This window comes from Pseudomonas sp. 10-1B (assembly GCF_000935045.1).
Classification (GTDB): domain Bacteria; phylum Pseudomonadota; class Gammaproteobacteria; order Pseudomonadales; family Pseudomonadaceae; genus Aquipseudomonas.
Genome location: NZ_JYKS01000023.1, coordinates 87,132 through 109,263, shown reverse-complemented (window position 1 = coordinate 109,263; position 22,132 = coordinate 87,132). Strand labels below are relative to the sequence as shown.

The following is a 22,132-nucleotide window of genomic DNA, read 5'->3' as shown; positions in this document are numbered from 1 at the left end:
ATGCCGGGGCCGGTCTTCCCCTGGCGGGATGGCAACCAGTTCGAACTGCTGATCGACGGCCCCGAGTTCTTTCCGCGCATGCTCACGGCGATCGTGCGCGCCCAGTTCCAGGTCGACCTGGAACTGTATCTGGTCGAAGCCGGCGCCTGCGCCGACGCGGTGGTGGAAGCGTTGGAGCAGGCCGCCCGGCGCGGCGTGCGGGTGCGCTGCCTGTTCGACGACTATGGTGCGCTGGCCTTCAACAGTGCCCTGCGCCAGCGCCTGCAGGAGGCCGGCGTGTACCTGCGCTGGTACAACCGCCTGCGCTGGAAGCGCGGCCTGCGCAACCTGTACCGCGATCACCGCAAGTTGTTGCTGGTGGACGAACGCTGGGCGGTAGTGGGCGGCACGGGGGTTACCGACGAGTTCTGGGTACCGGGCGAGGCGACCAGCGACTGGCATGAGGCGATGGTGCAGATGGAAGGGCCGGTGGTGACCGACTGGCAACTTTTGTTCGACCGCCAGTGGCACGCCAACAACCGCCGGACTGCCTGGCGACCCGCCGAAGGCTTCGGCCTGCCGCGCCTGCCCAAGGTGCCGGCGCAGGGGCAGGGCATGGGCCGGGTGGCCTATGCCGACGCCCGCCAGCATCAGGACATCCTGCATTCACTGGTGCGTGCGCTGAACAGCGGCAAGCACCGCGTGTGGCTGGCCACACCGTACTTTCTGCCGACCTGGAGCGTACGCCGTTCGTTGCGCCGTGCCGCCAGCAAGGGCCTGGATGTGCGCCTGCTGCTGACCGGGCCACGCACCGACCACCCGTCGGTGCGCTACGCCGGGCACCGTTACTACCCGCGCCTGCTGCGCGCCGGGGTGCGCATCTTCGAATACCAGCCGTGCTTCCTGCACTTGAAGATGGCCGTGGTGGATGACTGGGTCAGCGTCGGCTCGTGCAACTTCGACCACTGGAATCTGCGCTTCAACCTCGAAGCCAACATCGAGGCTCTGGACCCGCCGTTGACAGCGGCGATAGTGGCCAGCTTCGAGCGCGATTTCGCCTTGAGCGAGGAAGTCGACCTCGACCACTGGAATGCCCGGCCGCTGTGGCGGCGGGTCAAGCAGCGGCTGTGGGGCTGGCTCGACCGCCTGGTGGTCAACCTGCTCGACCGCCGCGACTGAATAGCAGCTATCGTGCAATGACTGTTCTCGGGCAATGGAAGGAGTGGATGCGATGACGGCGAAGAAAATTCTCATGCTGGTTGGCGACTACGTCGAGGATTATGAGGCGATGGTGCCGTTCCAGGCGCTGAGCATGGTCGGCCACACGGTGCATGCAGTGTGCCCCGAGAAGCTGGCCGGGCAGACCGTGCGTACCGCGATTCATGATTTCGAGGGCGAACAGACCTACAGCGAAAGGCCTGGGCACAACTTTGCCCTGAATTATGACTTCGTACGGGTACGCCCCGAGAGTTACGACGCGCTGTTGATCCCCGGTGGCCGTGCGCCAGAGTACCTGCGTCTGGATGAAAAGGTGCTGGAGCTGGTGCGGGCGTTCGACCAGGCCGGCAAGCCGATTGCGGCTGTGTGCCATGGCGCGCAGCTGTTGGCCGCGGCAGGTGTGCTGGAGGGGCGCGAATGCAGCGCGTACCCGGCGTGTGCGCCGGAGGTGCGTTTGGCAGGCGGTACGTTCATCGATATCGCGGTGGACCAGGCGCATGTGGATGGCAACCTGGTGACCGCCCCAGCATGGCCAGCGCATCCGGCGTGGCTGGCAGCTTTCCTCAAGGTGCTGGGCACCCGTATCGCCTGACCGGGCCAGTCAGTTTGTGGGAGCGGCCTTGTGTCGCGAAAGGGCCGCAAAGCGGCCCCAGCAATATTCGCATCGACGCAGATATTCTGGGGCTGCTCCGCAGCCCTTTCGCGACACAAGGCCGCTCCCACAAAGACCGTGTCGCTTCAGACTACCTGCTCAACCCAGTCATTGAGGTTGTAGTAGTTGGTCACCCGGGCAATCTTGCCGCAGTGGATATAGAAGAACGCCCCCGCCGGCAGCACATAGGTCTGGCCGTTGGCTGCCGGCAACCCTTCGTCATCGGCCAGGTACTCGCCATGCACGGTGAACTCCGCCGCCGCGCGGCTGCCATCGGCGTTCTGCATCACCACGATATCGGCCAGGCGTTCGCGGTAGCAGCGGTTCATCTTGTCCATGAACGCGGCAAACCGGGCCTTGCCCATCTGCCGCTCCCCTTGGTTGATGTCGTGGATCACGTCTTCGCTGAGCAGGGCGAGAAAGGCTGGCATGTCGCCAGCGTTGAAGGCCGCGTAGTAAGCATTTACCAGTTCGGTAGCGGTCATGGAACAATTCCTGTCGTGTAGGGAAAAGGCGGGTCGTTGCCTCGGATGATAGGGTTTCCCCTCAAGCCCGGCTTAGCCGAGCGCGTCATCCACATCGACAAAACGACCGCCAAGCATGGAAATACGTCTGCTGCACGGCGCCGCTATCGCGCCTTACATCGATGACCTCGCTCGCCTGCGCCTTACCGTGTTCCGCGAGTTTCCCTACCTCTATGACGGCACCCTGGAGTACGAGGCCAACTACCTGGCCAACTATGCCCGCTCCGGGCGCAGCCTGGTGGTGCTGGCGCTGGACGACGGCAAGGTGGTCGGCGCCTCTACCGGCCTGCCGCTGGTGGATGTGGCGGCCGAATTCCAGCAGCCGTTCCTGGCCCAGGGGCGTGACCCGGCCAGCGTGTATTACTTCGGTGAGTCGCTGGTATTGCCGGAGTATCGTGGCCAGGGTCTGGGCGTGCGCTTCTTCATCGAGCGCGAGTCCTACGCGCACAAACTGGCCGAGTTCGATTACTGCGCGTTCTGCGCGGTCGAGCGGCCAGGCATGCACCCACGACGGCCAGCGGACTACAAGCCATTGCACGGCTTCTGGCGCAACCGCGGCTTCCTGCACGACCCGTCGCTGCGCACCAGCTACGCCTGGCGCGACCTGGACGAGTTGGAAAGCTCCGACAAGCTGATGTCGTTCTGGCTCAAGGAACTGCCGATATGATCCGCCTGGCGGCCTGCCAGTACGCCATCGAACTGCATGAAACCTGGGACGCCTACGCCGATCACCTGCAAGGCCTGTGTGCCGAAGCGGTGGCGGCGGGCGCACGTCTGTTGCTGCTACCGGAGTACGCCGGGCTGGTGCTCAGCGGCCAGTTGGGTGCTGAGCAGCGCGGTGACCTGAAGGCTTCGATTGCCGGCATTCAGCCGCTGATCGAGCCATGGAAAGCGCTGTGCGAGAGCCTTGCCCGGCGTTGGCGTATCTACCTGCAACCGGGTAGCGTGCCGGTACTGGACAGCGATGGGTGCTACCGCAACCGGGCCTGGTTGTTTGGCCCCGAGGGTGTGCTGGGCTACCAGGACAAACTGATGATGACCCGCTTTGAGCGCGAGCACTGGGATATTGCCGCGGGGCAGGGGCTGCAGGTGTTCGACACCGAACTGGGGCGCCTGGGGGTCCTGATCTGTTACGACAATGAATTCCCGATGTTGGCGCGGCGCCTGGCCGAGGGTGGTGCCGACCTGATCCTGGCACCGAGCTGTACCGACACCGAAGCGGGATATTACCGGGTGCGTATCGGCGCCCAGGCGCGCGCGCTGGAGAACCAGATTGCCGTGCTGCAGAGCCCTACGGTGGGGTTGGCACCCTGGTCGCCGGCTCTGGATGAGAATATTGGCCGGGCAGGGTTGTTCGTGCCGCCGGATCACGGCATGCCGGGGGATGGGGTGGTGGCGTTGAGTGACGAGCTGAGCCCTGCCACTAGCCAGTGGCTGGTGTGTGAGGTGGACCTGGAAGAGGTGCGGCGGGTGAGGCGGGAAGGGCAGGTGTTTACCCGCAGGGACTGGCCGGAGCAGTTCGAAAGAATTGTGTAGAACAGGTTCGGCTTCTTCGCGGGCTCGCCCGCTCCCACAGGGAAAGTGCAAGCCTCAGGGCTACGCGTTACCTGTGGGAGCGGGCGAGCCCGCGAAGAGGCCGCCGCTGTTACATCAGGCTTACTTCACTTCGACTGCCAGGCTCTCGGCAATCTTGCTCTGCCACAGGGCAGGGCCAGTGATGTGCACCGACTCACCGTTGCTGTCCACGGCGACGGTAACCGGCATGTCCTTGACCTCGAATTCGTAGATCGCTTCCATGCCCAGCTCGGCGAAGGCCAGGACCTTCGACTTGCGGATGGCCTGTGCCACCAGGTAGGCAGCGCCACCGACGGCCATCAGGTACACGGCCTTGTTGTCCTTGATCGCCTCGATGGCGGTCGGGCCACGCTCGGACTTGCCGATCATGCCCAGCAGGCCAGTCTGCTCGAGGATCTGGCGGGTGAACTTGTCCATGCGGGTGGCGGTGGTCGGGCCGGCTGGGCCTACCACTTCGTCACCGACCGGATCGACCGGGCCAACGTAGTAGATGAAGCGGCCTTTCAGGTCTACCGGCAGCTCTTCGCCACGGTTGAGCATTTCGACCATGCGCTTGTGCGCGGCATCGCGGCCGGTCAGCATCTTGCCGTTGAGCAGGATGGTTTCGCCCGGCTTCCAGCTGGCGACTTCTTCCGGGGTGATGTCGTCGAGGTTGACGCGACGGGCGCTCGGGCCGGCTTCCCAGACGATTTCCGGGTAGGCATCCAGCGACGGCGCTTCCAGCTCGGCCGGGCCGGAGCCATCGAGCACGAAGTGGGCGTGGCGAGTGGCGGCGCAGTTGGGGATCATGCACACCGGCAGGGAGGCGGCGTGGGTCGGGTAGTCCATGATCTTGACGTCGAGCACGGTGGTCAGGCCACCCAGGCCCTGGGCGCCGATGCCCAGCTGGTTGACCTTCTCGAACAGCTCCAGGCGGATTTCTTCCAGGCGGTTCTGCGGGCCACGGGCTTTCAGCTCATGGATGTCGATGGACTCCATCAACACTTCCTTGGCCATTACCGCGGCCTTCTCGGCGGTACCGCCGATGCCGATGCCGAGCATGCCAGGCGGGCACCAGCCAGCGCCCATGGTCGGGACGGTCTTCAGTACCCAGTCGACGATCGAGTCGGACGGGTTGAGCATGGCCATCTTCGACTTGTTTTCCGAGCCGCCGCCCTTGGCTGCGACATCGACCTCGACCTTGTCGCCGGGGACGATGGAGTAGTGGATCACTGCCGGGGTGTTGTCCTTGGTGTTCTTGCGGGCACCGGCCGGGTCGGCCAGGATCGAGGCGCGCAGGACGTTTTCAGGCAGGTTGTAGGCGCGACGCACACCTTCGTTGATCATGTCGTCGACGCTCAGGGTGGCGCCGTCCCAGCGCACGTCCATGCCCACGCGCACGAACACGGTGACGATACCGGTATCCTGGCAGATCGGGCGGTGGCCGGTGGCGCACATGCGCGAGTTGATCAGGATCTGGGCGATGGAATCGCGCGCGGCGGGCGACTCTTCACGCAGATAGGCCTCGTGCATGGCCTGGATGAAATCGACGGGGTGGTAGTACGAGATGAATTGCAGGGCGTCGGCGACGCTCTGAATCAGGTCGTCTTGCTTGATCACGGTCATGCAGCGCGCTCCTCTTAAAGACGGGAACATTCATATAGACGCTCGACGGTGCCGACCAGCGTGTCGAAACGCCTTGCAAAGGCGCGCCGGCAGCATGGCCGACGCAAAAGGGCGCGGCAGTATAGCGTGCCTCTCCGTGTGAAACACCTGCGAGTGGTCTGGACCTTGGTCGGTTGGGGTCAGGCATTGTTCTTGCTGGCTCTGCGAAGAGATAGGATGCTTGGACGGGGGCTGCTTTGCAGCCCAATCGCCGGCAAGCCAGCTCCCACAGGTGATGTGCAAGCCTCAGGGCTGGTGCGATCCTGTGGGAGCTGGCTTGCCGGCGATTGGGCCGCAAAGCGGCCCCAATAACTCGAGAGCGGGAAGAGATACCTGAACATGCCCGAACTTTGCGTGGGCGAGCACCGCTGGGCGGTGCCGACCGGCAGCAACCTGCTCGATGCCCTGAACGAGGCGGGGTTGAACGTGCCCTATAGTTGCCGCGCCGGCAGCTGCCATGCCTGCCTGGTGCATTGCCTGGCCGGGCAACCGCTAGACGCCATGCCCGAGGCCTTGGCGCTGGACAAGCATGCCCAAGGCTGGCGCCTGGCCTGCCAGTGCCGGGTGGTCGAGGACCTGCGCGTGGCGCTGTTCGACCCGCAGCGCGATGGTGTGCCGGCCAAGGTCAGTGCACTGGACTGGTTCGGCGATGTGTTGCGAGTGCAACTGCGGCCGGAACGGCCCTTGCGCTATCAGGCGGGTCAGCATGTGGTGCTGTGGCTGGGCGAGGTTGCGCGGCCTTATTCCCTGGCCAGCCTGCCGGGTGAGGATGAGCTGCTCGAGTTTCATATCGACTGCCAGCGGCCTGGTGCCTTTTGTGACAAGGCTCGGGGGCTACAGGTCGGTGATGAGATGCGTTTGGGCGAGCTTAGAGGCGGGGCTCTGCATTACGACCCAGAATGGCAGGACCGGCCGCTGTGGTTGCTGGCGGCGGGTACTGGGTTGGCGCCGCTGTGGGGCATTTTGCGCGAGGCGTTACGCCAGGGCCATCGGAGCGAGATTCGGCTGCTACATGTGGCGCGGGATCCGGCCGGGCACTATTTGGCGGAGCCGCTGCTGAAGCTACCTGGGGTGAGTGTCGAACTGGTGCTGGCGGAGCAGCTGGATGAAGCGCTGGCCGGGTTGCGGCCGTCGTCGCGACAGACGGTGGCGCTGGTGTGTGGGGCACCGGGGAGTGTCGAGCGGTTTGCCCGGCGGCTGTTCATTGCCGGGGTGCCGCGGGGGCAGGTGTTTGCCGATGTGTTCGTTGAACATGCCTGAGGATTTGTGTTGATTGGTCTGGCCTCATCGCCGGCAAGCCAGCTCCCACAGGGGACGCGCAGGCTCAGGCCTGATGCAATCCTGTGGGAGCTGGCTTGCCGGCGATTGGGCCGCAACGCGGCCCCTCGGCGTGGATCAACCGACCAGCGGATCACCCACATGCAGGATCTTCATGCCATTGGTGCCACCGATGGTGTGGTAGCTGTCACCCTTGGTCAGGATCACCCAGTCACCCTGCTGCACCAAGCCGCGCTTGAGCAGCTCGTCGACCGCCGCCTGGCTCACCTTGTCGGCCGGCAACGAAGCTGGGTCGAAGGCGATCGGGTAGACGCCACGGAACATGTTGGCACGGGCCTGGGTGGCGCGGTGCGGCGACAGGGCGAAGATCGGCACGTGCGAGCGCAGGCGCGACATGATCAGCGGGGTGTAGCCACTTTCGGTCAGGGCGATGATCGCCTTCACGCCGGGGAAGTGGTTGGCGGTGTACATCGCCGCCAGGGCGATGCTCTCGTCGCAGCGCTCGAAAGTGGTGTGCAGGCGGTGGCTGGACTTCTGGCTGGTCGGGTGCTTCTCGGCGCCCGAGCAGATACGGGCCATGGCCTGTACAGCTTCGATCGGGTAGGCACCGGCGGCACTCTCGGCCGACAGCATTACCGCGTCGGTGTTGTCCAGCACGGCGTTGGCCACGTCGGACACTTCGGCGCGGGTCGGCATCGGGTTCTGGATCATCGACTCCATCATCTGGGTCGCCACGATCACCGCCTTGTTGTTGCGGCGGGCGTGCTGGATGATCTTCTTCTGGATGGCGATCAGCTCGGCGTCGCCGATTTCCACGCCCAGGTCGCCACGGGCAACCATCACGGCGTCGGAGGCGGCGATCAGCTTGTCCAGGGTTTCGTCGTCGGCAACGGCTTCGGCGCGTTCGATCTTGGCCACCAGCCAGGCGCTGCCGCCGGCTTCGTCACGCAGCTTGCGCGCGTATTCCATGTCGCTGGCGTCACGCGGGAAGGATACGGCCAGGTAGTCCAGGTCCATTTCCGCGGCCAGCTTGATGTCGGCCTTGTCTTTTTCGGTCAGGGCGGGGGCAGTCAGGCCGCCACCTTTGCGGTTGATGCCTTTGTGGTCCGACAGTGGGCCACCGATGATCACCACGCAGTGCAGGGCGTCTGCGGTGGCGGTCTCGACGCGCATGACCACGCGGCCATCGTCGAGCAGCAGTTCGTCACCAACGCCGCAGTCCTTGACCAGGTCGGGGTAGTCGATACCGACGATGTCCTGGTTGCCTTCGGTCAGCGGGTGGGCGGTGGAGAAGGTGAACTTGTCACCGATCTTCAATTCGATGCGCTTGTTGGCGAACTTGGCGATGCGGATCTTCGGACCCTGCAGGTCGCCCAGCAGCGCGACATGGCGGCCGTTCTTGGCGGCGATGTCACGGATCAGGCGGGCGCGGGCCTTGTGCTCGTCCGGGGTGCCGTGGGAGAAGTTCAGGCGTGCCACGTCCAGGCCGGCAAGGATCAGTTGTTCGATCACTTCCGGCGAATTGCTGGCGGGGCCAAGGGTGGCGACGATTTTGGTACGGCGGATGGTCATGCACAGACTCCTATAGTGAAGCGCAGCGAAAGGCTACTCCTGAATCTCGCTGTAGTCATTGTTCCGTTGCACTACCTGCGACCTTGCGGGGTAGGGCAGCTGCAAGCTACAAGCGGCAAGCTACAAGTAAAAGCGCGAGCGGCGTAGACACTGCTTTTTTCTTGCGGCTTGGCACTTGTAGCTTGCAGCTGAAGAAAACCCGATACCGGCCGATATGCTTCCCATCAAAGGAGATTCCCATGCGAGCCCTGATCGTTTTAGCCCTGGCGGCCAGCGCCGTCGGCTGCACCCGCTGGTCCATGGACCACCACCTGAACAATGCCTACCGCGCCTACGACCGTGGCGACTGCCAGCGGGTCATGCTCGAACTGTCGCAGGTTGACCGCACCAGCCGTGCGCGGCCGTTCATCCACCCCGAGGTGTCGCTGCTGCGCGGCCAGTGCCTGGAGCGCCAGGCGCTGTACGTGGATGCTGCGCAAACCTACCAGTACCTGATCCAGCAGTACCCGGGCAACGAGTACGCCTATCGCGCTCGGGCGCGCCTGCAGACCCTGGAAAAACTCGGCCATTATCGGGCTGGTGAAGCGGCCGTAGCCAGCCCGGTGACCACCGCGCCTTGGCGTTAACACCAAGGTGTGATTTATTTCATGGGATATGCAGCGTCTGCTGCGCTAATCTGTAACTCAGTTGTTACAACAACCGCCAGTTCCACGTATTCCTGGCACCGGGTACGGACTGCACTGCGATCATGTTCAACAAGCGCCACATCGAACGTCATCAGCTGCCTTGTGTCCTCAAGGTGTTCAACCGCTTTACCGGTCAGGCCATCGGCCAGTTGGGCAATGCCTCCGAAGACGGGCTGATGCTGATCAGCCAGCTCCCTGTGCTGGTCGGGCCCGACTACGAGCTGCAATTGCGCTTGCCGCTGGTCGGCGGCGGGCACCAGTTCGTCAACCTGACCGCCAGTTGCCTGTGGTGCAGCGAGGACCAGACGCCCGGGCACTACGATTCGGGCTTCATGCTGTTGCAGGCCCCCCGCGAGTACGACGAATTCGTCCGTTCGTTGCGTGACTATTTCAGTTTCCGCCCCGCCAACGCTCCCGTCTAGGCTCCGCGCCTTGGCTCGCTGAAATCGCGCTAGAATCGGGTCGACCTCGATACAGGACGACCCCGTGACCTCCAGCATTTTCTGGCACGACTACGAAACCACCGGCATCAACCCGCGCTGTGACCGGCCACTGCAGGTGGCCGGCGTGCGCACCGACTTCGACCTCAACGAGATCGACGAGCCGATCAGCCTTTATTGCCGGCCCTCCGACGACATCCTGCCGCACCCGGCCGCTTGCCTGGTAACCGGCATCACCCCGCAACTGCTGGCCGAGCAGGGGCTGTGCGAAGCCGAGTTCATGACCCGGGTACATGCGCAACTGGCCCGCCCGGGCACCTGTGGTGCTGGCTACAACACTCTGCGTTTCGACGATGAAGTGACCCGCTACAGCCTGTACCGCAACTTTTTCGACCCCTATGCCCGTGAATGGCAGGGCGGCAACAGCCGCTGGGACCTGATCGACATCGTGCGCACGGCCTATGCATTGCGCCCCGACGGCATTCAATGGCCGCAACAGGACGGGCGCACCAGCCTGCGCCTGGAACTGCTCAGCCAGGCCAATGGCATTGACCATGGCCATGCCCACGAGGCGCTTTCCGACGTGCGGGCGACCATCGCCCTGGCCCGTCTGATCCGGCAGAAACAGCCCAAATTGTATGACTGGCTGTTCCAGTTGCGCAGCAAGCATAAAGTGATGGAGCAGATCCGTTTATTGCAGCCGCTGGTGCATATATCCGGGCGCTTTTCGGCCGCGCGTAATTACCTCGGGGTGGTGCTGCCGCTGGCCTGGCATCCGCGTAACCGCAATGCACTGATTGTCTGTGACTTGCATCAGGAAACCCTACCCTTGCTGTGGGAAAGTGCTGAAGTTTTACGTCAGCGTTTGTATACCCGCCATGAAGAATTGGCCGAAGGTGAATTACCTGTCCCGCTCAAACTGGTGCAGATCAATCGCTGCCCGGTACTGGCGCCGTTGTCGGTATTGCGCCCGGTCGATCAACAACGGTTGGGCCTGGACTTGACGTTGTTACAATCGCGTGGCGAGCAGTTGGCCAATCAACAGGCGCAATGGCAAGAAAAACTGGAACACATCTACGGCAAGGAAGACTTCACACCGAGTGAAGATCCGGAACAGCAGTTGTATGACGGTTTTCTGGGTGATCGTGACCGCCGCTTGTGCGAGCAAGTTCGCACGCTGGAACCGGCGCAGTTGGGCCATGGGCACTGGATGTTCGATGACCCGCGTTTGCCCGAACTGTTGTTCCGCTATCGGGCGCGCAACTTCCCCGAGACCTTGAATAGCGAAGAGCGGCAACGCTGGTATGGCTTCTGCCAGCAGCGCCTGAGCGACCCGCAGTGGGGCGCACCGAACACGCTGGGCGACTTCGAACAGGCGCGGCAGCAGGCCTGGCAGGCTACCGACGAGGCCGGCCGGCGTGTGCTGGAGGCCTGGCAGGTGCATGCCCGGCAATTGCAGGCACAATTTGCAATTGGTTGAGCGCGCACAAACAAAAACGCCGGCAATGTGCCGGCGTTTTTGTTGCGATAAGCAAAAGGCGTGTGTGGACAATCAGTCCAGCAGGGTCGCCCAGCTTTCAACCACATCACCACCCCACTTGGATTTCCACTCTTTCAGGGTCTTGTGGTTGCCGCCTTTGGTTTCGATCACTTCACCGTTGTGCGGGTTCTTGTATTGCTTGACCTTGCGTGCGCGCTTGGTGGCGGTAGTCTTGACCGCACCACGAGGTGCCTTGCTCAGTTTCGACTCTGGGTCGAGCAGGGCAATCACGTCGCGCAGCGATTTGGAATACTCGCCCATCAGAGCGCGCAGTTTGCCTTCGAACTCCAGTTCTTGCTTCAGCTTGTCATCCTGCGACAGGTTGGCCAGGCGAGCTTGAAGTTCTTTGATGGCCTCTTCGGTGGCGCGGTATTCGTTGATCAGGGACATGGAGTGTTCCTTAATGCGTGTTCAGAAATGTGTGGGGCAATAATAGACAGGCGACTCTCGCAAGTAAACATATGAATGGGCAATTAACTGTTAATTAAGCTGTGACAACATTTCTCTGCGTGAACAAAAATTTACATAACGCCCTGCATTTCGTCATGTCTGTCAGACAATGCGCGCGGTGCGTATGCAGACGTACACACGTCATCGTCGGTGCGATCAATACTGCGTTTTTCCTGGCGGGCCGCTAGAATGAGCGCCTTTGCGAAGTTCTGGAGTCTCATTCATGCGCACCTATCGTCTGGTGATCGCCTGCCCCGACCGTGTAGGCATCGTGGCGAAAGTCAGTAATTTCCTGGCCTTGTACAACGGCTGGATCAACGAAGCCAGCCACCACTCCGACGAGCAGAGTGGCTGGTTCTTCATGCGCCATGAAATCCGCGCCGAATCGCTGCCGTTCGGTATCGAGGCCTTCCGTGAGGCGTTTGCGCCGATCGCCGAAGAGTTCTCCATGACCTGGCGCATCACCGACTCGGCACAGAAAAAGCGTGTGGTGCTGATGGCCAGCCGCGAGTCGCACTGCCTGGCCGACCTGCTGCACCGCTGGCACACCGACGAACTGGACTGCGAGATCCCATGCGTGGTCTCCAACCACAACGACCTGCGCAGCATGGTCGAGTGGCACGGCATTCCGTTCTTCCATGTGCCGGTCGACCCCAAGGACAAGGCACCGGCCTTTGCCGAAGTGTCGCGCCTGGTCCAGGAGCATGCTGCTGACGTGGTGGTGCTGGCCCGCTACATGCAGATCCTGCCGCCGCAGCTGTGCCAGGACTACGCTGAAAAGGTGATCAACATCCACCACAGCTTCCTGCCATCGTTCGTCGGTGCCAAGCCTTATCACCAGGCTGCCCTGCGCGGTGTGAAGCTGATTGGCGCGACTTGCCACTATGTCACCGAAGAGCTGGATGCAGGCCCGATCATCGAGCAGGACGTGGTGCGTGTCAGCCATGCCGACAGCATCGAGGACATGGTCCGCTTTGGCCGGGATGTGGAAAAGATGGTGCTGGCCCGTGGCTTGCGTTATCACCTGGAAGACCGGGTGCTGGTGCATGGCAACAAGACTGTGGTGTTCGATTGATGGCGTAGGGGGCTGCTTTGCAGCCCATCGCCGGCAAGCCAGCTCCCACAAGTACCGCGCAGATCTCAAGCTTTGCGCAGTTTCTGTGGGAGCTGGCTTGCCGGCGATAGGGGCGCAAAGCGCCCCCGGCAATCTTGAGGGATAAACCGATGGCCAAGCAGCGCAACCAGCCCACCGCCTCACCCCCACCCACCCTCGGCGAAGGCTGCCTGGCCCGCTACGACCCCGAAGCCTTGGCCGACACCGACGGCACCGATTTCCCTGGCGCTGCCGAGCTGTGGCAGCAGCTCAACCCGCCTGACGCCGCCAGCGCTCCAGCAACGGCCGCGCCAACAGGCACACGAACACCGGCCCACCCGCCAGCAGATAAAAGTAGTAAGTGACCGCCCGCCATATCAGGATCGCTGCCGCTGCTGTCGAACTGCCCACCAGTGGTGTCAGCAGGCTGGCCGATGTCAGCTCGGCGGCACCGGCACCGCCGGGCAGCAGGCTGAACTGGCCGGCACTGAGTGACAGCATCTGTACCAGGAAGCTGGGGATCCACGCCAGGTCCACCCCCAGCCCTCTCAATACCAGGTACAGCACGCTATAGCGCAGGCCCCAGTGCACGCAGGTCAGGGTGAACACCAGGCTTAGCGTGCGTTTGGGCAAGCGCCAGGTCTGCGCCAATGCGTCGATGAAGTGCAGCAGTTTGCGCGCCCAGCGGCGTTTACGTTGCTGGCTCATGCCCAGGCGCTGCAGCAGCCTGCCGTTCACGCGCATTACCGTGCGCCGGTAGCGCAGCAGCCCGGTTACCCCGGCCAGTGCCGTGCACAGCAGCAACGCACTGCCCAGCAACATGCTTTCCTGACTACGCCCCAGGCTGTGGAACAACGCGTAACCGGCAATCGCCAGCATCGCGCAGAAGAAGAACACCAGATCGTTCAGTTGGTCCATGGCGAACACGGCGCCGCTGCGTGCCGGGCCGATACGGTCGCGCGCCAGCAGGGCCATCAGGGTCAACGGCCCGCCGCTGCCGCCGGGGGTGGTGCAGATGGCGAACTCGGTAGCCATCACCACCCCCAGGCTGCGCAGGTGCCCAAGCCGTGCACCTTGCTGGCCGAGCAGCAGGCGCAGGCGAATGGCGTTGATGACCCAGCACAGCAGGATCATGCCTAGCAGTGTCAGCATCAGGCTGGGCTCGAAGCGCTGCAGCCTCGGCAGCAGTTCGCCGCCACCGAGCAACGCCGGCACCAGTACGGCACCGAGCAGTGCCAGGCCCAGCCAGGCAAGGCGGTTCATGCGCTGGCCTTGCGGTCCAGCCAGGCCGACTTGGTCAGTGGCTCGCGGCCCTGGGCCAGCAGGCTGCGCAAGGTGTTCAACCAATAGTCGCGGGACGCGCGATGGCGCATGTCCACCGGGTGCAGGCCCAGGCGCAGGGCCTCGGCGTCGCGCCAGCGTCGGCATTGCCAGTCGCACAGCACCCTGGAAAGCCCGCGGCGCCAGGCGCTGCGGGCGCTCCACACCAGCCCCGGGGCCTCGATCGCGGTGAACTCCGGCAAGCGGTACAGGTGCTGCGGCGTGCTGGTATAACGCAGGGGCAGGCTGCGCAGGGCCTGGCGGGTGCCCTCGCTCATCAGCCAGGCGGGTGCGACGAAGCCGGCCACCGGCCAGCCTTGGCGGTCGAACAGGGCCAGGCCGTGCTCCAGGCGCTGCAGGGCCTGGTGCTGGTCGAGGGCGTAGAACTCGCCTTCGTGGGTATAGATGCGGCGCATGAAGTATTCGCCGGGCGTGCGCGGTGGCGGGCCGTCGTCGGCATGGTAGAAACCATGCAGGGCCAGCTCGTCGCCCTGGGCCAGGCGCCGCTCCAGCAGGCGGCAGAAGGTGGGCGAGCGCTGCAGCGGGTTGCGCTGGTGAAAGTCCGGCACCACCAGCCAGGTCATGGGGATGCCGCCCATGGCATCGATGGCCTGGACGAAGGGTTGGTAGTCTGGCCAGGTCTCGGGCGCGACATCGTGCAGCACCAGCATCAGGCTGCGCGATGCTGGCAGTGGCTCAGCCATGGGCGCGTACCTGTGGTTGGTGGCCGAGTACGGCCTGGTAGTGCTGGAGCAAGCCGGCTACTACGTTGTCCCACGAATAATGCTGCTCTGCATGGCGACGGGCCTGCGCGCCGAGTTTGCGCACGCCCGCCTCGAACACCTCGCGCACAGCCATCGCCATGGCCTGGCCGTCATTCGGGCGGCACAGGTGCCCGCACTGCTCGTTGACGATTTCGCCGAAAGCGCCGGCGCGCACTGCCACCACCGGTGTGGCGCTGGCCATCGCTTCGAGAATCACCAGGCCGAAGGTTTCCTGGTCGCCTGCGTGTACCAGCAGGTCGGCGCTGGCCATCAGCCGGGCGACCTCCGGCGCAGGGCAGAAGTGATCGATTACGCTGACGTTGTGCGGCACGTTGGCTGGCATGTTCGAGCCCACCAGCAACAAGTGGTAGGGGCGGCCCAGGCGCTGCATGCAGTCGAGCAGCACCGGCAGGTTTTTTTCTCGTGAGCCGCGGCCCGCGTAGATCAGCAGGCGACTGGTGTCGGCAATGCCCAGTTCGGCCCGCAGGTGCGGGTCGCGATGTTCGGGGTTGAAGGTGGCCAGGTCCACGCCCAGGCGCTGCACATGCACGTCGCGTACCCCCAGGCGGCGCAGCTTGTCGGCCATCACCTGGCTGGGGGCCAGGACCCGGTCGAAATTGCCGTACAGTTTGCTGACATAGGCCTCGACATTGGGTGTGAACCAGTTGCCCATGCGGTTGCTGACCAGCAACGGCAGGTCGGAGTGGTAGAAGCCGATCACTGGCACGTCGAGCTGGCGTCGGGCCTCCAGCGCAGCCCAGGCGGTCAGGTAGGGGTCGCCGACTTCGATCAGGTCAGGCTTGAGCGTGCGCAGCACGTTGCACCAGGGGGCCAGGCGTACCGGGAAGCGGTAACCGTTGCCGAACGGCAGGGGCGGTGCGGGCACCTGGTAGATACCATCGGCGTGTTGTGCGCTGGCGCCGGGGATCAGCAGGCTGTGGCGTACGCCGTGGATGGCATCGAGGCGGTGGTGTTTGGCATCAAGATAGGTACGTACGCCGCCGCTGGCCGGGGCGTAGAACATGGTGATGTCGGCGATGTGCACGATCAGCATCCCTCCGGGATCGTCTTCGGGTCTGTCATCCGGCGGTAACGGGCCGGCGATGACGCGCCTAAAGGTTGACCTATCAGAAGGATAGTTTGTTCGATCGGGGTTGGGCGGGGGGCGGTGTGGACTTCTTCGCGGGCTTGCCCGCTCCCACAGGTAGGGCGCAAACCTTCAGGCTTGTGCGGTCCCAGTGGGAGCGGGCGTGCCCGCGAAGCAGGCGACGCGGTCTGTGATTAGATGCGGAAGCTGCCCACCAGGTGCTTCAGGCGGCCGGCTTGCTGCTCCAGGTCCGAGCAGGCGCGCAGGGTGGCCTGCAGGTTTTCCACGCCTTCCTGGTTGAGCATGTTGATCTCGTTGATGTCCATGTTGATCGCCTCGACCACGGCGGTCTGCTCTTCGGTGGCGGTGGCCACCGACTGGTTCATGCCGTCGATCTCGCCGATGCGTACGGTGACGCTGTCCAGCCGTTCACCGGCCTGGTTGGCGATCTGCACGCTGTCCTGGCTGTGGCGCTGGCTCTGGTCCATGGTCTCGACCGACTCGCGGGCGCCGACCTGCAGCTCTTCGATCATGGTCTGCACCTGTTGCGCCGACTCCTGGGTGCGGTGTGCCAGGTTACGCACCTCATCGGCGACGACGGCAAAACCGCGCCCGGCTTCACCCGCACGGGCCGCTTCGATGGCGGCGTTCAGTGCCAGCAGGTTGGTTTGCTGGGAAATGCTGGTGATCACCTCGAGGATCTGGCCGATGTTGACGGTCTTGTTGTTCAGCGTCTCGATGTGCGCGCTGGAGGTGACGATCAGGTCGGACAGGCGGTTCATCGCCGCAATGTTGCGTTCCACCACCTGCTGCCCTTCTTCGGCCAGCAGGCGCGCCGAGCTGGCATGCTGCGAGGCCTGGGCGGCGTTGCCGGCAATCTCCTGGGCGGCGGCGCCCAGTTCGTTGATGGCGGCGGCGACGCTGTTGGTACGGTTGGACTGCTCGTCGGAGTTGGTCATCGACGAGTTCGAGGCGCTGATCACCCGCAGCGCCACTTCGTTGACTTGCTCGGTGGCCGAGGACACTTCGCGGATCGAGCTGTGGATACGCTCGACGAAATGGTTGAAGGCGTTACCCAGGATGCCGAATTCATCCTGGTTGTGGATGCGCAGGCGCTTGGTCAGGTCACCTTCACCCTGGGCAATGTCTTCCATGGCGCGGGTCATGGTGTGCAGCGGCTGCATCAGCGCGCGGATCAGCAGGCCGAGCAGGCCGATGATGATCACTACCGCCACCAGCGTGGCGATCACCGCCGAGGTGCGGAAGGTGCTGAGCATCGAGAATGCCTTGTCCTTGTCCACCGACAGGCCGATGTACCAGTTGGCCGACGGCAGGCCGGTGATTGGGGTGAAGGTCAGCAGGCGGGCCTGGCCATCGCTTTGCACTTCGGTCAGCTCACCGGTCAGTTTCGGCGTGTGCTGCGGGAACAGGTCCGACAGCGACTTCATCACCAGCTCTTTGTCCGGGTGCACCAGGATCTTGCCCTGGTCGTTGACCAGGAAGGCGTAGCCCATGCCGCCGAAGTTCAGCGAATTGATGATCTGTACCAGGCCGTCCAGGGCCAGGTCGCCACCTACCACGCCGACACTGCTGGAGACCTTGTTGAGGATGCCGATGACCATCTTGTTGGTGGTCATGTCGATGTACGGCTCGGTCAGGATCGCGCCGGTAGCGTTCATGCCGTCCTTGTACCAGGGGCGGGTGCGCGGGTCGTAGCCGTCGGGCATTTTCGAGTCCGGGCGCACGCTGAAGCCGCCGTCGACCTTGCCCAGGTAGACGGTGAGGAAACTGGAAATCAGTGCATTCTGGCCCATCAAGGTTTCGGCGTTGGCCGGCTCCAGGGCAATGTTCTGCGCCAGGTTTTCCACCAGTTTGATACGGCCTTCGAACAGGTTGCGGATGTTGGTCGAAGTGGATGCGCCCATTTCAGCCAGATAGTTTTCCAGGTCCTCGCGGATCGCATTACGCTGGAGGTAATCGTTGTAGAGTGTGAACAGGCTGAAGGCGAGTATCACGATCAGTGATGCTGCCAAAAGAATCTTGTGGCTGAAACGAAGGCTTTTGTTCATGGCGTAATCGGTTCCGCTAAGGTTTTATATCAGGCGTTCGCACGAGTGGAGCCGCAGGCAGTGCAACATCCCGAAAAGTCCCTTTTCGGTTGTTCCTCTCTATGTAAAGCGAATATCACCCACAGGTATCGGCCGAATTACGCTAAAGCTTGAGCAGAGGATTAAAGAGATGTCGGAATTTTCGACCATCGTTGTAGGGGCTGGCCCGGATGGCCAGCCAGTCGGGCAAGCGATGCGGCTGGCCAACCGCCACGGGCTGGTGGCGGGCGCGACGGGCACTGGCAAGACTGTCACCCTGCAGCACCTGGCAGAAGTGTTCAGCGATGCAGGGGTGGCCGTGTTCGCCGCCGATGTCAAAGGCGACCTTTGCGGCCTGGGCGCTGCCGGTGCACCCCAGGGCAAGGTGGCCGAACGCATCGCCGGCATGCCCTGGCTGGGGCACAGCCCTCGGGCCTACCCTGTGAGCCTGTGGGACATTGCCGGGCAGTCTGGCCACCCGCTGCGCACCACCCTCAGTGAAATGGGGCCGCTGCTATTGGGCAATTTGCTGGAGTTGACCGACAGCCAGCAGGCGGCACTGTACGCAGCGTTCAAGGTGGCCGACCGCGAAGGCCTGCTGCTGCTGGACCTCAAGGACCTCAAGGCGCTGCTCGCGCACCTGAAGGACAACCCGCAATTGCTGGGCGAAGACAGCGCGCTGATGACCAGTGCCTCCACCCAGGCCTTGTTGCGCCGGCTGGCGACCCTGGAGCAGCAGGGCGCCGAGGCATTGTTCGGCGAGCCGGCATTGCAGCTCGAAGACCTGCTGCGGCCGGACCCGGATGGCCGTGGGCGTATCCACCTGCTCGATGCCAGCCGCTTGGTGCATGAAGCGCCCAAGGTATACGCGACCTTCCTGTTGTGGCTGCTGGCCGAATTGTTCGAGCAGTTGCCAGAGCGCGGCGATGCCGACAAACCGGTGCTGGCGCTGTTCTTCGATGAAGCGCATCTGCTGTTCAACGGCACACCCAAGGCGTTGCAGGAGCGCCTGGAGCAAGTGGTGCGGTTGATTCGCTCCAAGGGCGTGGGGGTGTATTTCGTTACCCAATCGCCTGGCGACTTGCCGGACGCGGTGCTGGCGCAGTTGGGCTTGCGCATTCAGCATGGCTTGCGGGCGTTTACCGCCAAGGAGCAGAAATCACTGCGGGCGGTGGCCGATGGTTTCCGCCCCAACCCGTCGTTCGACACCCTGGCGGTGCTGACCGAGCTGGGTATCGGTGAGGCGCTGGTGGGCACGCTGGAAGAGAAGGGCACACCGGCCATGGTACAGCGGGTGCTGGTTGCACCGCCGCAGTCGCGTATTGGGCCGCTGAGTGCGGCTGAGCGCAGTGCACTGATTGCTGCCTCGCCGCTGGCGGGGCGCTATGACAAGCCGGTGGACCGTGAGTCGGCCTATGAAATGCTGACTCAGCGCAAGGGCGAGCCGCTGGAGCCGGCACCGCAGCCCAAGGCTGATGAAGAGAGCTTTGCCGACAAGGCGGGCGAGTTCTTGCAGAGTGCGGCGGGGCAGGCGATCAAGTCGGCGGTGCGGCAGGCGGCCAACCAGTTGGGGCGGCAGCTGGTGCGCGGGTTGATGGGGTCGTTGTTGGGGGGCAAGAAAAGGTAGTTCGTCCGTGCCGGCCCCCACAGGCGTGCGCTGTACCTTGTAGGAGCGGCCTTGTGTCGCGATGGGCTGCGCAGCAGCCCCAGGATCTTGGCTCCAGCACAAATTGCCGGGGCTGCTGCGCAGCCCATCGCGACACAAGGCCGCTCCCACGGGGATCGCATAGCCCCGGCATTATGCGGTTCCTGTGGGAGCGGGCAAGCCCGCGAAGCAGGCGACGCGGTGTATGGCACCGGCTGCGCCGGTGATCGCCGGCAAGCCAGCTCCTACAAAAAGCGAGTCCGGTTTCCGGTATGAAAAAGGCGCCCGAAGGCGCCTTTTCTATTGCGGTGTCACTCAGCCAATGGCTTTGGACGCCAGCCAGAACAGGCCGGCTGCCAGGCCCATCGAGGCCGGCAGGGTCAGCACCCAGGCCAGCAGGATGGTCTTCACGGTGCCGCCTTGCAGGCCGCTCTTGTTGGCGACCATGGTGCCGGCCACGCCGGACGACAACACGTGGGTGGTCGACACCGGCAGGGCGAACACGTTGGCCATGCCGATGGCGCAGGCTGCGGTGATCTGCGCCGACATGCCCTGGGCATAGGTCATGCCCTGCTTGCCGATCTTCTCGCCAACGGTCAGCACCACGCGCTTCCAGCCGACCATGGTACCCAGGCCCAAGGCCAGGGCGACGGCCACGATCACCCAGAACGGGGCATATTCGGTGGTGGCGGTCAGGTCCTTGCGCAGTTTTTCCAGGTCGGACTTTTCACGGGCACCCAGGCCCGGCAGCTTGCCGACCTTCTTCGCCGTGTCATCCAGGCACAGCAGGTAGCGGCGCACTTCGACGCGCTTATCGGCATCCAGGGCGCGGTAGTCAGTCACGCCCTGCAACGACGACTGCAGCGCGGCGATGGTTGGCTCGGTCTGTTGCGGGTTGCAACTGAACTGCTCCGGCAGGTCGCTGGACTTGGCCTTGCCCAGTGCCAGGAACTCGCCCAGGGTGGCGGCGTTACGCTGGTAGAACTGGCTCATGTGCAGGGTGGCGTCGCGGGTACGCTCGATCTGGTAGGTGGTGCTGTTCAGGTCGAGGACGAACTTGGCCGGGACGATACCGATCAGTACCAGCATGATCAGGCCTATGCCTTTCTGGCCGTCGTTGGAGCCGTGCACGAAGCTGACACCCATGGCCGAAACCACCAGTACCAGACGGTTCCAGAACGGCGGGTGTTTCTTGTCGTCGAGCTTGCGGCGCTGGTCTGGGGTCTTGTGCATTTTCGATAGCGGGCGCCACCACTTCAGGCCGATCAGCACCAACGCCGCCACGGCGAAGCCGGCCATTGGCGACACCACCAGAGACATGGCGATGTCGATTGCCTTCTGCCAGTTGACGCCGTCGCCCAGCGGGATGCCGTTGATCAGGGCATTGGCCAGGCCGACGCCGAGGATGGAGCCGATCAGTGTATGCGAGCTGGAGGCGGGGATGCCGAAGTACCAGGTGCCCAGGTTCCAGGTGATGGCGGCAGCCAGCAGCGAGAAGACCATGGCCAGGCCGTGTCCGGTGTTCACATTGATCAGCAGCTCTACTGGCAGCAGATGCACGATGGCATAGGCCACCCCGACACCGCCGAGCAGAACGCCAAGGAAGTTGAACACGCCGGAGAAGAACACGGCGAGGTGCGGCGGCATGGCTTTGGTATAGATGACGGTAGCTACCGCATTGGCGGTGTCATGAAAGCCATTGATGAACTCGAAGGCGAGCACGAAGGTCAAGGCGAGCAGCAGGCTCACCAATACCCAGGCATCCAGTCCGCTGAATAAATCGATCATGAAGGTTGTCTGGCGGTCATAGGGGGGCGGGATTATGCCAGAAAACCTTGGCAATCGATGCACCTGCGATAGACCGATGGCAATCTTCCTGGCGCGGGCGCGCTGTACACGGCGGCGCGCACGGGCAGGGAAATATCCGCTAAAAAGCGCAAAAGCTGGCGAAAACCGGCAAAAAACTGAAAAAATGATCGCCCAATTGCCGTTCAAACGACCGTATGAAATTTGTGTAATTCCATTTCATCATCGGCCTGACGGTAAAGATCGACCGCGCCCGGGCTTGCCGGGCGACGACGCGCTGGCGTGGTCCTGGTCAGGAGTTGTCGCTGCGCAGTTCCTTTTCCATGCGTTCCAGTTCCTGGCTGAAGGCCTGGTCACGCACGCTGGCACGTTTGCGCCAAGGCTTGCGTTCCGGATCCGGTTGTGCGGCGTAAGTGGTGACTTCGCCACCGTAAACATCCTTGTAACGTTCAGCCTGGCGCTCGAGTTCTGCGCGCAGTTCATCTTTCGTCACATGTAGTACCTGAATTAAGTGTGATGAGTGTTGTTATGCGTTGTGCAGCATGCACATGCCTTGCTGGCCGCAACGGCTTGATACAGCGGAAGAGTTCCATTGCCACGGCATCGTCGAGGCCTGCGCGATCGATTATAGCAACCGATATTTCGCCGAACATCGTTATTTACTCAGCGCTGACATCAATTTGCGCAAGTAGTGAGATGCGTGCGTGAACAGCTTGGCCGTTGTGTACAAGTTTGAAAGGCACGACCGCCGAAAGTTCGCTGCAAGGCAGTG

21 protein-coding genes and 1 pseudogene are annotated in these 22,132 nt (G+C 63.3%); 11 read left to right on the top strand and 11 right to left on the bottom strand.

All coding sequences use genetic code 11. The features are described from left to right. Both TZ03_RS13875 and TZ03_RS13870 read left to right on the top strand, forming a co-directional pair. Positions 1–1,158, top strand: coding sequence for a phospholipase D-like domain-containing protein (locus tag TZ03_RS13875; protein WP_051098448.1), 1,158 nt, complete (start codon positions 1–3; stop codon positions 1,156–1,158). 52 nt (positions 1,159–1,210) lie between these two features. Further along, on the top strand, positions 1,211–1,789 hold the full coding sequence (locus TZ03_RS13870) for a DJ-1/PfpI family protein (protein ID WP_051098447.1): 579 nt from the start codon (positions 1,211–1,213) through the stop codon (positions 1,787–1,789). A 146-nt stretch (positions 1,790–1,935) separates the two neighbouring features. Here the strand turns inward: TZ03_RS13870 and TZ03_RS13865 are convergent, their stop codons facing one another. Next, positions 1,936–2,334, bottom strand: a complete 399-nt coding sequence (locus TZ03_RS13865; protein WP_051098446.1) for a nuclear transport factor 2 family protein — start codon at positions 2,332–2,334, stop codon at positions 1,936–1,938. 115 nt (positions 2,335–2,449) lie between these two features. On the opposite strand from TZ03_RS13865, the gene TZ03_RS13860 reads away from it, so the two are divergent. Beyond that, a complete protein-coding gene (locus TZ03_RS13860) occupies positions 2,450–3,040 on the top strand; it encodes a GNAT family N-acetyltransferase (protein WP_051098443.1) in 591 nt (196 codons plus the stop codon). Next, positions 3,037–3,909: a carbon-nitrogen hydrolase family protein gene (locus TZ03_RS13855; protein ID WP_051098441.1), complete on the top strand. Its 873-nt coding sequence runs from the start codon at positions 3,037–3,039 to the stop codon at positions 3,907–3,909. Before TZ03_RS13860 ends, TZ03_RS13855 begins: the two co-directional genes overlap by 4 nt. A 120-nt stretch (positions 3,910–4,029) precedes the next feature. On the opposite strand, the gene TZ03_RS13850 is transcribed toward TZ03_RS13855, so the two are convergent. Then, positions 4,030–5,553: a fumarate hydratase gene (locus TZ03_RS13850; protein WP_051098439.1), complete on the bottom strand. Its 1,524-nt coding sequence runs from the start codon at positions 5,551–5,553 to the stop codon at positions 4,030–4,032. Positions 5,554–5,931: 378 nt separating this feature from the next. On the opposite strand from TZ03_RS13850, the gene TZ03_RS13845 reads away from it, so the two are divergent. Further along, positions 5,932–6,852, top strand: coding sequence for an iron-sulfur-binding ferredoxin reductase (locus tag TZ03_RS13845; RefSeq protein ID WP_051098438.1), 921 nt, complete (start codon positions 5,932–5,934; stop codon positions 6,850–6,852). A gap of 135 nt (positions 6,853–6,987) precedes the next feature. On the opposite strand, the gene pyk is transcribed toward TZ03_RS13845, so the two are convergent. Beyond that, entirely contained in the window at positions 6,988–8,442 is a 1,455-nt protein-coding gene (gene pyk / locus TZ03_RS13840; protein ID WP_051098437.1) for a pyruvate kinase, read from the bottom strand. 239 nt (positions 8,443–8,681) lie between these two features. Between pyk and TZ03_RS13835 the strand changes: the two genes are divergently transcribed. The 3 genes from TZ03_RS13835 (at position 8,682) to sbcB (ending at position 11,048) form a co-directional block, all read left to right on the top strand. After that, positions 8,682–9,068: a hypothetical protein gene (locus TZ03_RS13835; RefSeq protein WP_051098436.1), complete on the top strand. Its 387-nt coding sequence runs from the start codon at positions 8,682–8,684 to the stop codon at positions 9,066–9,068. A 122-nt stretch (positions 9,069–9,190) separates the two neighbouring features. Beyond that, entirely contained in the window at positions 9,191–9,550 is a 360-nt protein-coding gene (locus TZ03_RS13830; protein WP_051098435.1) for a PilZ domain-containing protein, read from the top strand. A gap of 64 nt (positions 9,551–9,614) precedes the next feature. Beyond that, entirely contained in the window at positions 9,615–11,048 is a 1,434-nt protein-coding gene (gene sbcB / locus TZ03_RS13825; protein ID WP_051098434.1) for an exodeoxyribonuclease I, read from the top strand. Positions 11,049–11,120: 72 nt separating this feature from the next. On the opposite strand, the gene mvaT is transcribed toward sbcB, so the two are convergent. Further along, positions 11,121–11,498: a histone-like nucleoid-structuring protein MvaT gene (mvaT, locus tag TZ03_RS13820; protein WP_051098432.1), complete on the bottom strand. Its 378-nt coding sequence runs from the start codon at positions 11,496–11,498 to the stop codon at positions 11,121–11,123. 283 nt (positions 11,499–11,781) lie between these two features. Between mvaT and purU the strand changes: the two genes are divergently transcribed. Both purU and TZ03_RS31535 read left to right on the top strand, forming a co-directional pair. Then, positions 11,782–12,633, top strand: coding sequence for a formyltetrahydrofolate deformylase (gene purU / locus TZ03_RS13815; protein WP_051098430.1), 852 nt, complete (start codon positions 11,782–11,784; stop codon positions 12,631–12,633). Positions 12,634–12,782: 149 nt separating this feature from the next. Then, a complete protein-coding gene (locus TZ03_RS31535; RefSeq protein WP_082056628.1) occupies positions 12,783–13,016 on the top strand; it encodes a hypothetical protein in 234 nt (77 codons plus the stop codon). On the opposite strand, the gene TZ03_RS13810 is transcribed toward TZ03_RS31535, so the two are convergent. From TZ03_RS13810 to TZ03_RS31995, 5 genes and pseudogenes are all read right to left on the bottom strand, one after another. Further along, positions 12,922–13,914 (bottom strand): lysylphosphatidylglycerol synthase transmembrane domain-containing protein, encoded by a 993-nt coding sequence (locus tag TZ03_RS13810; protein ID WP_051098428.1) that lies wholly within the window; start codon positions 13,912–13,914, stop codon positions 12,922–12,924. The genes TZ03_RS31535 and TZ03_RS13810 overlap by 95 nt on opposite strands. After that, positions 13,911–14,675: a DUF2334 domain-containing protein gene (locus TZ03_RS13805; RefSeq protein ID WP_051098421.1), complete on the bottom strand. Its 765-nt coding sequence runs from the start codon at positions 14,673–14,675 to the stop codon at positions 13,911–13,913. Before TZ03_RS13805 ends, TZ03_RS13810 begins: the two co-directional genes overlap by 4 nt. Continuing rightward, positions 14,668–15,789: a glycosyltransferase family 4 protein gene (locus TZ03_RS13800; protein ID WP_051098418.1), complete on the bottom strand. Its 1,122-nt coding sequence runs from the start codon at positions 15,787–15,789 to the stop codon at positions 14,668–14,670. Before TZ03_RS13800 ends, TZ03_RS13805 begins: the two co-directional genes overlap by 8 nt. 227 nt (positions 15,790–16,016) lie before the next feature. Further along, entirely contained in the window at positions 16,017–16,781 is a 765-nt protein-coding gene (locus TZ03_RS32000; protein ID WP_372340008.1) for a methyl-accepting chemotaxis protein, read from the bottom strand. Positions 16,782–16,874: 93 nt separating this feature from the next. Beyond that, positions 16,875–17,891 (bottom strand): annotated as a pseudogene (locus TZ03_RS31995) (cache domain-containing protein); the annotation flags it as partial. A gap of 169 nt (positions 17,892–18,060) precedes the next feature. On the opposite strand from TZ03_RS31995, the gene TZ03_RS13790 reads away from it, so the two are divergent. Next, positions 18,061–19,536, top strand: coding sequence for a helicase HerA-like domain-containing protein (locus TZ03_RS13790; RefSeq protein ID WP_051098414.1), 1,476 nt, complete (start codon positions 18,061–18,063; stop codon positions 19,534–19,536). Between the two features lie 333 nt (positions 19,537–19,869). On the opposite strand, the gene TZ03_RS13785 is transcribed toward TZ03_RS13790, so the two are convergent. Together TZ03_RS13785 and TZ03_RS13780 are read right to left on the bottom strand one after the other, a co-directional pair. Next, positions 19,870–21,342 (bottom strand): inorganic phosphate transporter, encoded by a 1,473-nt coding sequence (locus TZ03_RS13785; RefSeq protein WP_051098412.1) that lies wholly within the window; start codon positions 21,340–21,342, stop codon positions 19,870–19,872. 310 nt (positions 21,343–21,652) lie between these two features. Beyond that, entirely contained in the window at positions 21,653–21,853 is a 201-nt protein-coding gene (locus TZ03_RS13780) for a hypothetical protein (protein ID WP_051098410.1), read from the bottom strand. Between the last annotated feature and the right edge of the window lie 279 nt (positions 21,854–22,132).